The 12,965-nt window shown below is 30.1% G+C and carries 15 protein-coding genes; 8 read left to right on the top strand and 7 right to left on the bottom strand.

The window, feature by feature from the left end; all coding sequences use genetic code 11:
• Positions 1-72 precede the first annotated feature (72 nt).
• Complete coding sequence (locus ACW9UN_RS10380; RefSeq protein WP_459486194.1) at positions 73-612, top strand: GNAT family N-acetyltransferase; 540 nt, start codon at positions 73-75, stop codon at positions 610-612.
• 1 nt (position 613) lies between these two features.
• Here ACW9UN_RS10380 and ACW9UN_RS10375 read toward each other — a convergent pair whose 3' ends face one another.
• The 3 genes from ACW9UN_RS10375 to ACW9UN_RS10365 are packed head-to-tail and all read right to left on the bottom strand — an operon-like array spanning position 614 to position 2,085.
• On the bottom strand, positions 614-766 hold the full coding sequence (locus ACW9UN_RS10375) for a PspC domain-containing protein (protein ID WP_459486193.1): 153 nt from the start codon (positions 764-766) through the stop codon (positions 614-616).
• An 18-nt stretch (positions 767-784) separates the two neighbouring features.
• Positions 785-1,216, bottom strand: a complete 432-nt coding sequence (gene dut / locus ACW9UN_RS10370; protein ID WP_459486192.1) for a dUTP diphosphatase — start codon at positions 1,214-1,216, stop codon at positions 785-787.
• Positions 1,213-2,085, bottom strand: coding sequence for an alpha/beta hydrolase (locus ACW9UN_RS10365; protein ID WP_459486191.1), 873 nt, complete (start codon positions 2,083-2,085; stop codon positions 1,213-1,215). Before ACW9UN_RS10365 ends, dut begins: the two co-directional genes overlap by 4 nt.
• 94 nt (positions 2,086-2,179) lie before the next feature.
• Here ACW9UN_RS10365 and ACW9UN_RS10360 point away from each other — a divergent pair, with 94 nt between their 5' ends.
• From ACW9UN_RS10360 to ACW9UN_RS10350, 3 genes are all read left to right on the top strand, one after another.
• Positions 2,180-3,175: an NAD(P)H-dependent glycerol-3-phosphate dehydrogenase gene (locus ACW9UN_RS10360; RefSeq protein WP_459486190.1), complete on the top strand. Its 996-nt coding sequence runs from the start codon at positions 2,180-2,182 to the stop codon at positions 3,173-3,175.
• A 185-nt stretch (positions 3,176-3,360) separates the two neighbouring features.
• Positions 3,361-4,020 (top strand): hypothetical protein, encoded by a 660-nt coding sequence (locus tag ACW9UN_RS10355; protein ID WP_459486189.1) that lies wholly within the window; start codon positions 3,361-3,363, stop codon positions 4,018-4,020.
• A gap of 33 nt (positions 4,021-4,053) precedes the next feature.
• Positions 4,054-5,325, top strand: a complete 1,272-nt coding sequence (locus ACW9UN_RS10350) for an MFS transporter (RefSeq protein WP_459486188.1) — start codon at positions 4,054-4,056, stop codon at positions 5,323-5,325.
• On the opposite strand, the gene ACW9UN_RS10345 is transcribed toward ACW9UN_RS10350, so the two are convergent.
• Positions 5,322-6,089, bottom strand: a complete 768-nt coding sequence (locus ACW9UN_RS10345; protein WP_459486187.1) for a DUF547 domain-containing protein — start codon at positions 6,087-6,089, stop codon at positions 5,322-5,324. The genes ACW9UN_RS10350 and ACW9UN_RS10345 overlap by 4 nt on opposite strands.
• 22 nt (positions 6,090-6,111) lie before the next feature.
• Between ACW9UN_RS10345 and ACW9UN_RS10340 the strand changes: the two genes are divergently transcribed.
• Positions 6,112-6,816 (top strand): TIGR04283 family arsenosugar biosynthesis glycosyltransferase, encoded by a 705-nt coding sequence (locus ACW9UN_RS10340; RefSeq protein WP_459486186.1) that lies wholly within the window; start codon positions 6,112-6,114, stop codon positions 6,814-6,816.
• Positions 6,817-6,859: 43 nt separating this feature from the next.
• On the opposite strand, the gene ACW9UN_RS10335 is transcribed toward ACW9UN_RS10340, so the two are convergent.
• The 3 genes from ACW9UN_RS10335 to ACW9UN_RS10325 form a co-directional block, all read right to left on the bottom strand.
• Positions 6,860-7,330, bottom strand: a complete 471-nt coding sequence (locus ACW9UN_RS10335; protein ID WP_459486185.1) for a regulatory protein RecX — start codon at positions 7,328-7,330, stop codon at positions 6,860-6,862.
• Positions 7,331-7,362: 32 nt separating this feature from the next.
• Positions 7,363-8,034 carry a 16S rRNA (cytidine(1402)-2'-O)-methyltransferase gene (rsmI, locus tag ACW9UN_RS10330; protein ID WP_459486184.1) on the bottom strand — a complete coding sequence of 224 codons (672 nt, stop codon included), beginning with the start codon at positions 8,032-8,034 and terminating at the stop codon, positions 7,363-7,365.
• A gap of 91 nt (positions 8,035-8,125) precedes the next feature.
• The gene (locus ACW9UN_RS10325) at positions 8,126-8,485 is read right to left on the bottom strand and encodes a cupin domain-containing protein (RefSeq protein ID WP_459486183.1); all 360 of its coding nucleotides are present in this window, start codon (positions 8,483-8,485) and stop codon (positions 8,126-8,128) included.
• A 140-nt stretch (positions 8,486-8,625) separates the two neighbouring features.
• Here ACW9UN_RS10325 and aspS point away from each other — a divergent pair, with 140 nt between their 5' ends.
• Genes aspS through ACW9UN_RS10310 form a run of 3 tightly spaced genes read left to right on the top strand, consistent with a single transcriptional unit; the run spans position 8,626 to position 12,965 of the window.
• Positions 8,626-10,380 (top strand): aspartate--tRNA ligase, encoded by a 1,755-nt coding sequence (gene aspS, locus ACW9UN_RS10320; protein ID WP_459486182.1) that lies wholly within the window; start codon positions 8,626-8,628, stop codon positions 10,378-10,380.
• A 43-nt stretch (positions 10,381-10,423) separates the two neighbouring features.
• Positions 10,424-11,134, top strand: coding sequence for a DUF6503 family protein (locus tag ACW9UN_RS10315; protein WP_459486181.1), 711 nt, complete (start codon positions 10,424-10,426; stop codon positions 11,132-11,134).
• A 49-nt stretch (positions 11,135-11,183) separates the two neighbouring features.
• The gene (locus tag ACW9UN_RS10310) at positions 11,184-12,965 is read left to right on the top strand and encodes a chloride channel protein (RefSeq protein ID WP_459486180.1); all 1,782 of its coding nucleotides are present in this window, start codon (positions 11,184-11,186) and stop codon (positions 12,963-12,965) included.

The raw sequence follows: 12,965 nt of genomic DNA, 5'->3' as shown, positions 1-12,965 counted from the left end.
TATTAAAAGTTCTAACTATTATTAAACTGCTATTGGAGTAATCAACCAATAGCAGTTTTTTATTTTATAAAAATGATTCAGGTATCAAAAAATATACAATTACAAGAAATTTCTATTTCAGATTATAAAACTTTATATAAGTTGATGAAAGAAATTTATCAAGAAGCTTATCATCATTTTTGGAAAGATTCAGGAAACTGGTATATAAACTGTCAATATGCAAAAAATATTGTTGTAAAAGAATTATCTCAACATAATACTAACTATTATTTTATACTTTATAATGACAAAATTGTTGGAAATTTTAGAATAATTTGGGATGATAACTTAGATGGATTACTTGAAGACAAACAAGTAAAGTTGCACAGAATTTATTTACATCAAAAAATACAAGGAAAAGGAGTTGGAAAAAAACTATTGCTTTGGCTAGAGAAAACAGCTAAAGAAAAAGGGTATTCAATAATTTGGTTAGACACTATGGATGCTAAACCACAAGCTTTTCAATTTTATAAAAAATTAGGTTATCGTTATCACTCTCATTGTTTTTTACCTTTTGAATTATTACACAATCAGGTAAGAAAAATGAGTCAGGTCTATAAAAAATTAACTTAAATTATTCTCCAGAGATTACTTTTACCAACCATAAAAGTAAATAAGCACCAAGACCAAATCCACCTATTAATGCAGCCAAAACAAAGAAAATTCTAAAATTCTTTGCAGTAAATTTTGTTTTTGTAGCTAACCAATCACATACGCCTAAAATCACAATTTATCTTTTTTAATGTTATACTCCAGTACTACCAAAACCCCCTGAACCGCGTTTAGTTTCGTTTAAAACATCAACTTCATTCCAGTTTATACGTTCGTGTTTTGCGATAACCAATTGGGCTATGCGTTCACCATCATTAATCACAAAATCTTTATTAGATAAATTTACTAAAATTACCCCAATTTCTCCTCTATAATCAGCATCAATGGTTCCAGGACTGTTTAAAACCGTAATACCTTTTTTAGCAGCCAAACCACTTCTGGGTCTTACTTGCGCTTCAAAACCTATAGGTAATGCTATAAATAAGCCCGTTTTTACGATGGCTCTTTCTAAAGGTTTAAGAGTTATTGAGGCATCAATATTTGCTCTTAAATCCATTCCTGCAGCACCTTCAGTTTCGTAATTTGGTGTTGCGTGTTTAGATTTATTTATAATTTGTACGTTCATTGTTTTATAGTATATAAAAAAGTAATTACCTCTAAAAATTCAGATTTCCAAAAAGACTCAGTATGTTTTCCATCAGCAACCACTTTAGTTTTTATATTTTGATTTGGAAATCCTGTTTGTAATAATAATTTTGCCATATTTTTGGTATCAGGTACCATGCTATCACCTTCTTTACCACCTACTAAAAGATACAGCTTTGTATTTTTAAGATTCCCATTCTTTTTAGCAAAATCATAGATTTTGTCAGAAAACCAGAAAGAAGTAGAAAGTGCACCAATATTACCAAAAACATCAGGATATTTTAAACCCCCATAAAAAGAGATAAAACCTCCTAAAGAACTACCTATAATTGCAGTGTTTTTGGCATCAGTTTTGGTTCTATAATTTGCATCAATATAGGGTTTGAGTTCTTTTATTAAAAAATCGATATAAATTGCACCTTTTCCACCTCCATATTTTGGATGTTTAAAAGGCGTATATTCTTCAATTCTTTTTGCTCCACCATTTTCAACACCAACTATAATAAAGCTTTTACCAGTTTTTTTGTAAAAATTATTTAAGGTTTCATCTACACCCCATTCACCTACAAAAGAAGTGGCATTATCAAATAAATTTTGAGCATCGTGCATGTAAATTACAGGATATTTTTCTGAGGAAGAATCATAATTTGGTGGTAAATACAGCCAAACTTTGCGAGAAATATCATTTAAGTTTTTAATTACAAACTCTTTCTTTAAAATATGAACATTATTAGCTTTAGTAGACTTTTTTATAGCAGTTAAAGATATTTCCTTCTCTTTCTTTGTAGTTTTTAGAGTACAAGAAAGCAGTAAAAAAAAACTACAAAAAAGAAAAATATAAACTTTCATAAGGTTAGTTAGTACTTTTACAAATATAATAATTGAAACAAGCTTTCATCAAAAGATAATAGTTTTCTTACTTTTGAAGCCAAAAATAGAGAAAATGGATAAACATCAGAAAATAGCAGTTTTTGGAGGAGGAAGTTGGGCAACTGCCATTGTAAAAATGTTAATGGAAAATTTAGATACTATTGGTTGGTATTTAAGAGATGAGCAAGCAATAGAACATATTATTGAAAACGATCATAACCCTAACTATTTACGATCTGCAGAATTAGATGCGTCTTTATTAGATTTATCAAGCGATATCAGTTCAATGGTTACTAATTATGATATCTTAATTTTTGCAATACCATCAGCTTTTTTAACTGCCGAACTTAATAAGTTAAACGTGTCTTTAGAGGATAAAATAATTTTTTCTGCAATTAAAGGAATTGTTCCAGAAACTGGTTTAATAGTTGGTGAACATTTTAATCAAAAATTTGATATTCCTCTACAAAACATTGGGGTTATTACAGGACCTTGCCATGCAGAAGAAGTTGCCATGGAACGTTTATCTTACTTAACAATTGCCTGTATTGATGAACAAATAGCTCAAAATATGGCAGATGCATTAGAAAGTTGGTATATAAATGTTAAAATTTCTGATGATATTATTGGTACAGAATACGCAGCAATGTTAAAAAATATTTACGCTGTTGCTGCTGGTATTGCACATGGTTTGGGTTATGGAGATAATTTTCAATCGGTATTGATGAGTAATGCCATTCGCGAAATGAAACGTTTTATCAAAAAAGTACATAAAATGAAACGCAATATTAATAACTCAGCCTATTTAGGCGATTTATTAGTAACAGGTTATTCAATTTTTAGTAGAAATAGAATGTTTGGTAATATGATTGGTAAAGGATACACTGTAAGATCTGCGCAACACGAAATGAGCATGATTGCAGAAGGGTATTATGCCACAAAAAGTGCGTATAAAATTACCCTTGAAAATGGCGCAAAAACACCAATTATTAAAACGGTGTATGACATTTTGTACGACAATAAAAACCCTAAAAAAGAATTTAAAAAGCTAACAAACAAATTAGACTAATGGTTAAAATAAAAAACTATAGATTTTCTAAAAAATTATTAACCCAAATTTATTTAGAGATCCAAATAAATTAAAGTTTAAATTTTGTATGATCTTATATTTACTGTGTAAAATCTATAATAACTGATGAGATATCAATTAATTGTTTATTTTTGAACAATTATTTATATTTTTAAACTTTTAACATGAAAACAATACAGGAAGTTGTAGAAAGTACCATTAGAAAAACTCCTTTTGTTGAAGAAGCATTAAATGAAAAATTAATCAATGTTTCTTCTTTAGCCAGAATTATTTTACCAGAAGTATCTACAATTTTAAAAAAAGAGGTAAAAGTAGGTGCTGTAATGATGGCAATTAACAGGCTTTCACCTGCAAGTGAATTGCGTATCAGAAAAAATATAAAACGCCTAGCTTTAGATTTAGGTGACGTAATTGTACGCTCAGATTTGTGTGATTTTACCTTTAAAAATACACCTTCTTTATTAAGAGAGATTGCTAAGATTTTAACAAAAACTGCAGAAAATTCCGATTATTTTTTAACGGTTTCTCAAGGTATTTTTGAAACTAATATTGTTACTAGTAAGAACTTGAGACCTTATGTTCAAGAAATTTTTGAGCAAGAAACCCTAACTCACAGTATGTTAGAGTTGGCATCAATTACCATAAAATTACCAAAAGAAAATTTAGAACAATCGGGTATTTATTACTTTATTTTAAAACAATTAGCTTGGGCAGATATTCCTTTACAAGAAATTATTTCAACTACCAACGAAATGACCATTGTAGTTAAAGAACAAGATATCAATCAAACATTTGCCATTTTAATGGACATGAAATTGAATTAATTTTCTACCAATATTTAATAAACATTTTTAATAATGGCCAAACAAGATCCTTATGCAGCATTAAGAATAAGAGAGTTTAATATTTTTTTATTTGTTAGATTTCTTTTAGTCTTTGGTTGGTCTATGCAATTTATTGTGATTGAATGGCAGGTATATTCTTTAACAAAAGATCCGCTTTCTTTAGGAATCATTGGATTAATGGAAATTATTCCTGCCTTTTCTATGGCTTTATTTGCGGGTCATATTGTAGATCAAAAAGAAAAACGGAATTTATTAGCATTATGCACAGCTGCATTTTCATTTATTAGTTTAGGCTTATATTTATTAACATCTGAAACAATAATTGCAGATTGGAACACAAATTCTGTGTTGTATTGTATTTATGCTTTGGTGTTTTTTGGAGGTTTTTTACGTTCTTTTTTTGGGCCTACAATATTTTCGTTAGTGGCGCTTTTAGTACCAAAAAAAATATATCATAATGCTGCAACTTGGAGCACAAGTACTTGGAAAACAGCATCAGTTACAGGAGCACTTTGTGGAGGTTTTTTAATTGGTTTGATTGATGTTGATAATACATTATTACTCGTTTTTATTCTGGTTATTTTGTCTTTAGTCTTTACTTTTTTTATCAAAAAGAAACCTATTCTTAATCAAAAAATAGGAGAACCAGTAACAGAAAGTTTAAAAGCAGGGGTTAAATTTGTATTTCAAAATAAGGCAATTTTAGGAGCTTTAACTTTAGATATGATTGCTGTGTTATTTGGTGGTACTGTAGCCATTTTATCTGTTTTTGCACAAGATATTTTAAAAGTTGGGCCAGAAGGTTTTGGATTACTAAATGCTTCAATATCAGTAGGAAGTATAGTAACTATGTTATTGACCACATATATACCTATTAACAGAAATACTGGTAAGAAAATGTTGATTTCTGTCTTTATTTTTGGCTTAAGTATTATTGCTTTTGGACTTTCATCTATTTTTTGGGTTAGTTTATTAGCTTTATTTGTTAGTGGTGCTGCAGATGGTATTTCTATGGTAATTAGGCAAACCATTTTACAATTAAAAACCCCAGATGATATGCGTGGAAGAGTATCTTCTGTAAACTCTATGTTTGTAGGTTCATCTAACGAGTTAGGAGCTTTTGAAAGTGGTTTAGCAGCAAAATTAGTTGGCCCAGTAGCCGCTGTTGTTTTTGGGGGTACAATGACCATTTTAACAGTTGTAACTACAGCAGTGGTAAGCCCAACGATTAGAAATTTAGATTTAACTAAAGATATTGAGGAGAATGAAAAAGAGGAAAATTAAAAGGATGGTAAGGCTTTAAAATTACCCAAACTCAAAGTCCAATCATAACTTTTAAAATCTAGATTTTTGGGTTTTTCAGGAGTTATTTTGTATTCGAAAAGAATTTTTTTAGCGCCACATAATCCTCCAAAATCACCACGAAACCAAGAAAAAAGTGCCACAGCATTAGCAGTTTTAGTATCTTGATTGTAAGTGGTTTGATTTTTTAAATAGGTTGTGGTCATTAAATCAAATTGCTTATCTAAATTTTTGGCATCATAAATGGCAATTGGCGGACAACTTTTTGCACCACAGTTCAAGGCAAAATGTATTCTCCAATCAATATTTCCATCAATACGCAATTTACGTTCCCATTTTGGACGGAACCATTTTCTTAAATAACCTAAACTCCATTTTATTCTAGATTTTCTAATAATATCGTGTTCAATATCATCAAAAGACAAAATTTCTCCAGCAATTTTTACTCGTTTTTTACCAAAAAAGGCACCTCTATTTTCATATTCTTTCGAATTTTCAGTTAATGAAATTTGTATAAAAGCATTATAAATATTTACCCAAAATGAAATTTTTTGTTCATCTGTTTGTAGTTCAGTAACTAAATCTTCTAAAGTACTTTCGCTTAAAATTTGTATTTTTTTACTGTAAGGCTTTTTGTCGATAATATTCTCTAGTAAATCTTGGGCAACATCACTATAAATGATAGAATTTTGAGAATTTAATACCAACGAAGACCAAAAAATTAACATTAAAAAAAACTGTTTCATATAAAAATTCGTATGTTTAAGTATGTTAGTAAGTATAATAATTCCTGTTTATAATGAGCAAGAAAACCTTGCAAAAAATTTGTCGTTTTTATGTGAACAAGCTAACAGGTTTCCTCTAGAAATTATTGTGGCTAATTCTCCTGAAACCTCAGACGAAACCCCAAAAGTTTGCAAGCAATATGCTAAAGTTACGTTTTTAAATTGCAAAATAAAAGGAAGAGCTGCTCAAATGAATGCTGCTACAAAAGTGGCTAAAGGTAATGTATTTTTGTTTTTACATGCTGATGTACTTCTTCCTGATGATTTCTATATTCAAATTAAATCGGCTATTCAAGATGGAAATCAATTTGGATTTTTTGCATATCAGTTTAATAAAAACTCACGACTTTTGGCTTTCAATAGTAAGTTTACAGTCAAAGATGGACTTTTTGCTGGAGGTGGAGATCAATGTCATTTTTTTACCAAAGAAACATTTTTAAAGTTAAAAGGATACAATGAAAACTTCTGTATTATGGAAGATTTTGAAATGATGGATAGAATCAGAAAACAAAAAATTCCTTTTGCCATTATTCCATCTAAAGCTACAGTGAGTGCGAGAAAATATGAAACTAATTCTTGGCTAAAAGTAAATGTAATTAATGGCTATGTATTTTTAAAATACAAATTAGGGGTACATCCTATTAAATTAAGAAAAACCTACAAAACGTTATTAAGAGAGTCTGTTTAATTGTATAAATAATACGTTTCTGTTTTACAAATCGATTTGTTAATTAAGATACAATTTCGCTAACAACTTGATAAATCAATTCGTTTTCGTATCCTTTCCTCATTAAAAAACCTATGAGTTTTTGTTTTCTTTTGTGGATATTAGACTCAGATATTACATTATTTCTATTTTCAGTTATTCTATAAATTGTTTTTATATATTCTTCTTCATCAATTTCTTTGAGTGCAGTTTTAATATTGTAAGCAGAAATATCTTTAAATTTTAGCTCTCTAATAATTCGTTGTTTACCCCAATTTTTAATTCTGAATTTTCCTCTAGCAAAACTTTTTGCAAAACGTTCTTCGTTCAAAAAATTATCTTTCATCAGGCTCAATAAAATAAATTCTTTTGCTTCCGGAATTAAGTTGAACTCTCGCATTTTTTGTTCCACTTCTTTATGACAACGATCTTGGTACACGCAATACTGCTCTAACTTTCGTTTGATTTCATCAACAGTAAATACTTTTTTTTGCATCAGTTTCTATTTTAAAAATAGTTGTAATCATCTTACTTTTTCCCCTCAACAATAACAACAATTTCACCTTTTGGTGGTTTTTTGGTAAAATGAGCTAAAACTTCAGTTGCTGTTCCTCTTACAGTTTCTTCGAACATTTTAGTCAATTCTCTAGAAACTGAAACCTTTCTGTCTTCACCAAAATATTCAGCAAAATGCCCTAAAGTTTTAATTAGTTTGTGAGGAGATTCGTAAAAAATCATGGTTCTTGTTTCTTCAGCTAAAAGTAAAAAACGAGTTTGTCGTCCTTTTTTTACAGGTAAAAATCCTTCAAAAACAAATTTATCATTAGGCAAACCAGAATTTACCAAAGCTGGCACAAAAGCAGTTGCACCTGGTAAACATTCTACATCAATATCATTTTCTACGCAAGCTCTGGTTAATAAAAACCCGGGATCTGAAATTGCAGGAGTTCCAGCATCAGAAATAACAGCGCAAGTTTCTCCGCTTTTTATTCTATTTAAAATACCTTCAATCGATTTATGTTCATTATGCATATGATGACTGTGCATTTGGGTAGCAATCTCAAAATGTTTTAAGAGTTTTCCACTAGTTCTTGTGTCTTCTGCTAAAATAAAATCAGCTTCTTTTAGAATTCTGATGGCTCTAAAAGTCATATCTTCTAAATTACCAATGGGTGTTGGTACTAAATATAATTTGCTCATTAATGGTGGTTTTTAGTTTTTGGTTGATGGTTTTTAGTTGATTTAGTAGTGATTTGACCAACAACTATAAACTAAAAACCAACAACCATTTTTAAATTTCTTCATAAGTTTCTACAGTAATATCTGCAACAACATCTCCTGTATGTTTTGTAGACAGTGGCTCAAATAATAAAATATGAACCTCTTCTTTGGCAACAGGTTTATGGTCTACACCTTTTGGCACAATATAAAATTCGCCTTCATTTATGGTAATGATTTTATCTCGCAAATGCAATTCCAAAACACCTTTTTGTACCATAAAAAGTTCATCTTCATTATTATGATTATGAAAAACAAATTCCCCTTGAATCTTTGCTAATAAAATTTGTTGTCCATTGAGTTCCCCTATTTTTTTAGGAGACCATTGATCTTCAAATAAATTAAATTTTTCCTGAATATTAATTGTGCTCATAGCTTCAAATTTACGAAGTTTTTATGGGAATAAATGAAATTATAAAAGCTGATGTTTTTCTAATGAAATGATTAAATTTGCTGATTATTTATTATCAAAGACCTTGAAACGAGTTCAAGGTTGTAAATTAAAATTTACATATGTATAGAAGTCATTCTTGTGGTGCCTTAAGAGCATCACACATAAATACAGAAGTTACGCTAGCAGGTTGGGTACAAAAATCAAGAGACAAAGGGTTTATGGTTTGGGTAGATTTGCGAGATAGATATGGAATTACACAGTTAATTTTTGATGAAGAACGTACATCTAAAGATATTATAGAAAAAGCAAAATATTTGGGTAGAGAATTTGTAATTCAAGTAAAAGGTACTGTTATTGAAAGAGAATCTAAAAATGATAGGTTAGCTACTGGTGAAGTTGAGGTTTTGGTTACGGAACTAGAAATTTTAAACGAAGCTAAACTACCACCTTTTACAATTGAAGATAAAACTGATGGTGGAGAAGACATCAGAATGAAATATAGGTACTTAGATATTAGAAGAAACCCTGTTAAAGACAGCTTAATTTTTCGTCATAAAGTAACTATGGAAGTTCGTAAATACTTGTCTGATCAAGAATTTATAGAAGTAGAAACTCCGTATTTAATTAAATCTACTCCAGAAGGTGCAAGAGATTTTGTGGTGCCTTCTAGAATGAACGAAGGTCAGTTTTATGCCTTACCACAATCGCCTCAAACATTCAAACAATTGTTGATGGTTGGTGGAATGGATAAATATTTTCAGATTGTAAAGTGTTTTAGAGACGAAGATTTACGTGCAGACAGACAGCCAGAATTTACACAAATTGACTGTGAAATGGCGTTTGTAGAGCAAGAAGATATTCTAAATATTTTTGAAGGATTAACACGTCATTTGCTAAAAGAAATTAATGGAGTAGAGGTAGAGAAATTCCCAAGAATGTTGTTTGATGATGCCATGCGTTTGTATGGAAATGATAAACCAGACATTCGTTTTGGAATGGAGTTTGGCGAGTTAAATACAGTGACTCAACATAAAGATTTTGGTGTTTTTAACAATGCTGAATTGGTAATTGGTATTGCTGTTCCTGGTGGAAATGCTTACACAAGAAAAGAAATAGACAACATTATTAAATGGGTAAAAAGACCACAAGTTGGAGCTCTTGGAATGATTTATTGTAGAGTTAACGAAGATGGTACTTTTAAATCTTCTGTGGATAAGTTTTACGACCAAGAAGACTTAGCAAAATGGGCAGAAGTAACAGGTGCAAAACCTGGTGATTTAGTTTGTGTTTTATCTGGTGAAACCAATAAAGTAAGAACACAAATGTCTGCCTTACGTATGGAATTAGCAGAACGTTTAGGATTAAGAGATCCAAAAGTATTTGCTCCTCTTTGGGTTATCGATTTTCCATTACTAGAGTTAGATGAAGAAACTGGTCATTATCATGCAATGCACCATCCATTTACCTCTCCAAAACCTGGTCAATTAGAATTGTTAGATTCTAAACCAGGAGAAGTGAAGGCAAATGCTTATGATTTAGTTTTAAACGGAAACGAAATTGGTGGAGGTTCAATCAGAATTCACGATAAAGAAATTCAGGCAAAAATGTTAAAACATTTAGGTTTTTCTGAAGAAGAAGCCAAAGCTCAATTTGGTTTCTTAATGGATGCTTTTGAGTATGGAGCACCACCTCATGGAGGTTTGGCTTTTGGTTTAGACAGATTGGTTGCCATTTTAGGAGGTCAAGAAACCATTCGTGATTTTATTGCTTTCCCAAAAAACAATTCTGGTAGAGATGTTATGATTGATGCACCAGCTTTTATAGATGATGATCAATTGAAAGAATTAAATTTGAAGCTAGATATTCAAGAATAAATTAAAATCCTGCAAAAGCAGGATTTTTTATTACATTTAAAGTATGAAAAGCTTAATTACACTTCTATTCCTTTTATTATCATCAACAATATTTTCTCAAGAAATTACTGGTAATCAATTATTAGCCAAAGCCATTCAATTTCACGATCCAAATAACAATTGGGCAACCTTCAAAGGCGAATTATTGGTAACTATGGAAACCCCTAAAAGTGTACCAAGAAAAAGTAAAATCAACATTAATTTACCAAAAAAATACTTTTCTGTTGTCGCTAAAAGAGATACCATTACAACAGCATTTATTGTTGATAAAAATAATATTAGTTATTCTTTTAATGGAAATGATAATCCTTCAGAAGAAATCAAAAAGAAATACAATTTAACTGCTGAACGTGCCAATTTGTATAAAAACTATTATACCTATTTATACGGTTTACCTATGAAGCTGAAAGATGAAGGTACTATTATTCATCAAAAAGTAGAAAGAAAAACGTTTAAAGGAAATGAATATTTAGTGTTAAAAGCAACTTACAATAAGGAAGTTGGTAAAGACACGTGGTACTTTTATTTCAACCCAAAAACGTATGCAATGGAAATCTATCAGTTTTTTAAAGACACTAAAGATAGTGGAGAATATATTTTATTATCAGGTTTAGAAACCATTAATGAAATTAAAATGCCAAAAGTAAGAGCTTGGTATTATAACAAAGACGATAAATATTTAGGAACAGATACTTTATCAATTAAACAAAAGTAAATTAGACTTTACAGGTTTTTAAAACCTGTAAGATCTTTAAAGAACAAAAATGCCAACAAAAAGTAAACTTTTAAAAAGGATTTTACTCTGGAGATATAAATACATCTCAGAGCGTCAATTTGTATATATTTTAAGTATTTTAGTAGGCTTTTTAGCAGGAATTGGAACCGTAGTTTTAAAAAATTTCACACATTACATACAACTACTTTTATCTATAGATTTTTTAAAAAATTATCAAAGTTCACTGTATTTTATTTTTCCAATTATTGGTTTATTAATTGTTACTATCATCAAAAAAACGTGGCTAAAAAAACACATTGGTCACGGAATTTCAACAACACTATACGCAATTTCTAAACGTAAAGGAATTATACCCAATTATAACATGTATGCTTCTTTACTTACAGCACCAATTACAGTTGGTTTTGGAGGTTCTGTGGGTTTGCAAGGGCCAGCTGTAAGTGCTGGTACAGCTTTAGCATCTTACACATCGCGTTTGTTTCATATGAACACAAAAACAAGAATGCTATTGATTGGTTGTGCTACTGCTGGTGCTATGTCATCTATGTTTAAAGCACCCATTGCAGGCATTGTTTTTGCCTTAGAAGTATTTAGTTTAGACATTGCTTTTGTTTCATTAGTACCTCTTTTATTGGCTTCTGTTGCTGCTATTGTAACTTCCTATTTCTTTTTAGGATCTGATGTTTTATTAGGATTTGAATTGAATGAGAAATTTGAAATCAACGAAATTGGGTTTTATGCTATATTTGGAATCTTTACAGGAATTATTTCTGTATATTTTTCAGTGATTTATTTTGCAATTCGCAAGTATTTTTATCGATTTGAAAAACGTTTTACACGTCTTATTTTTGGAAGCATAATTATTGGGTTTATTTTATTTTTAATGCCTTCTTTATATGGTGAGGGTTATGGATTAATTAATAATTTATTAAAAGGAAATCATATTGAAGCGATTGGAAATACCCCTTTTTCTTTTGATGAAAATAATATTTGGATTGTAATTATACTCTTACTGTTAATTACCTTTTTTAAAGCGATTGCCATGAGTACTACCTTTGCTGCTGGTGGAGTTGGAGGAATTTTTATACCTACTTTAGTGATGGGAAGTGCCTTAGGTAATGCGTTTGCAAAAATTATTAACAATGTAGGGTTAGGATTTCAAGTTTCTGAAGCTAACTTTACCTTAATTGGTATGACTGGTTTAATGGCAGGTGTTTTACACGCGCCTTTAACTGCCATTTTTTTAATTGCAGAAATTACTGGTGGTTATGATTTATTTGTGCCATTGATGTTGGTAGCAGCCATTTCTTTTGCATTTACAAAATACTTTATTTCAAACTCTATTTATACCTACAAATTGGCACAAAGAGGTGAATTGATTACCCATAATAAAGATAAAAATGTGTTGATGATGATGGACATTCATCAGTTAATAGAAAAAAATTTTAAAGCTGTGCATCCAGAAATGTTATTGGGTGATATGCTTAAAAAAGCAGTGGCTAAGTCTACTCGAAATCTATTTCCTGTTATCGATAAGCAAAAACAATTTTTAGGTATCGTATTGTTAGATGATATTCGCCCTATAATGTTTGACCAAGAAATGTACAAAAGCATAACTGTGCAAAACATTATGAAAGTTGCTCCAGAAACCATTCAATATGACGATTCTGTTGCTAAAATAATGCAAAAATTTAAAGAAAGTGGCGCTTGGAATTTACCAGTAATTAAAGGCAACACTTATGTTGGTTTTATTTCAAAATCAAAATTATTAACTGCCTATAGAAATAAATTAATTGAGGTTACTGCTTAA

The organism is Polaribacter litoreus (assembly GCF_054584775.1).
Note: the sequence above shows the minus strand (reverse complement) of the source record. Positions and strands in the feature narration are given on the sequence as shown.

Bases quoted from the DNA above. Each gene is read 5' to 3' on its own strand.
- ACW9UN_RS10315 (WP_459486181.1), top strand. From the start codon at position 10,424: ATGAAAAGCTTAATTACACTTCTATTCCTTTTATTATCATCAACAATA.
- ACW9UN_RS10360 (WP_459486190.1), top strand. From the start codon at position 2,180: ATGGATAAACATCAGAAAATAGCAGTTTTTGGAGGAGGAAGTTGGGCA.
- rsmI (WP_459486184.1), bottom strand. From the start codon at position 8,034: ATGAGCAAATTATATTTAGTACCAACACCCATTGGTAATTTAGAAGAT.
- ACW9UN_RS10345 (WP_459486187.1), bottom strand. From the start codon at position 6,089: ATGAAACAGTTTTTTTTAATGTTAATTTTTTGGTCTTCGTTGGTATTA.
- ACW9UN_RS10355 (WP_459486189.1), top strand. From the start codon at position 3,361: ATGAAAACAATACAGGAAGTTGTAGAAAGTACCATTAGAAAAACTCCT.
- ACW9UN_RS10340 (WP_459486186.1), top strand. From the start codon at position 6,112: ATGTTAGTAAGTATAATAATTCCTGTTTATAATGAGCAAGAAAACCTT.
- ACW9UN_RS10335 (WP_459486185.1), bottom strand. From the start codon at position 7,330: ATGCAAAAAAAAGTATTTACTGTTGATGAAATCAAACGAAAGTTAGAG.
- aspS (WP_459486182.1), top strand. From the start codon at position 8,626: ATGTATAGAAGTCATTCTTGTGGTGCCTTAAGAGCATCACACATAAAT.
- ACW9UN_RS10325 (WP_459486183.1), bottom strand. From the start codon at position 8,485: ATGAGCACAATTAATATTCAGGAAAAATTTAATTTATTTGAAGATCAA.
- ACW9UN_RS10310 (WP_459486180.1), top strand. From the start codon at position 11,184: ATGCCAACAAAAAGTAAACTTTTAAAAAGGATTTTACTCTGGAGATAT.
- ACW9UN_RS10380 (WP_459486194.1), top strand. From the start codon at position 73: ATGATTCAGGTATCAAAAAATATACAATTACAAGAAATTTCTATTTCA.
- dut (WP_459486192.1), bottom strand. From the start codon at position 1,216: ATGAACGTACAAATTATAAATAAATCTAAACACGCAACACCAAATTAC.
- ACW9UN_RS10365 (WP_459486191.1), bottom strand. From the start codon at position 2,085: ATGAAAGTTTATATTTTTCTTTTTTGTAGTTTTTTTTTACTGCTTTCT.
- ACW9UN_RS10350 (WP_459486188.1), top strand. From the start codon at position 4,054: ATGGCCAAACAAGATCCTTATGCAGCATTAAGAATAAGAGAGTTTAAT.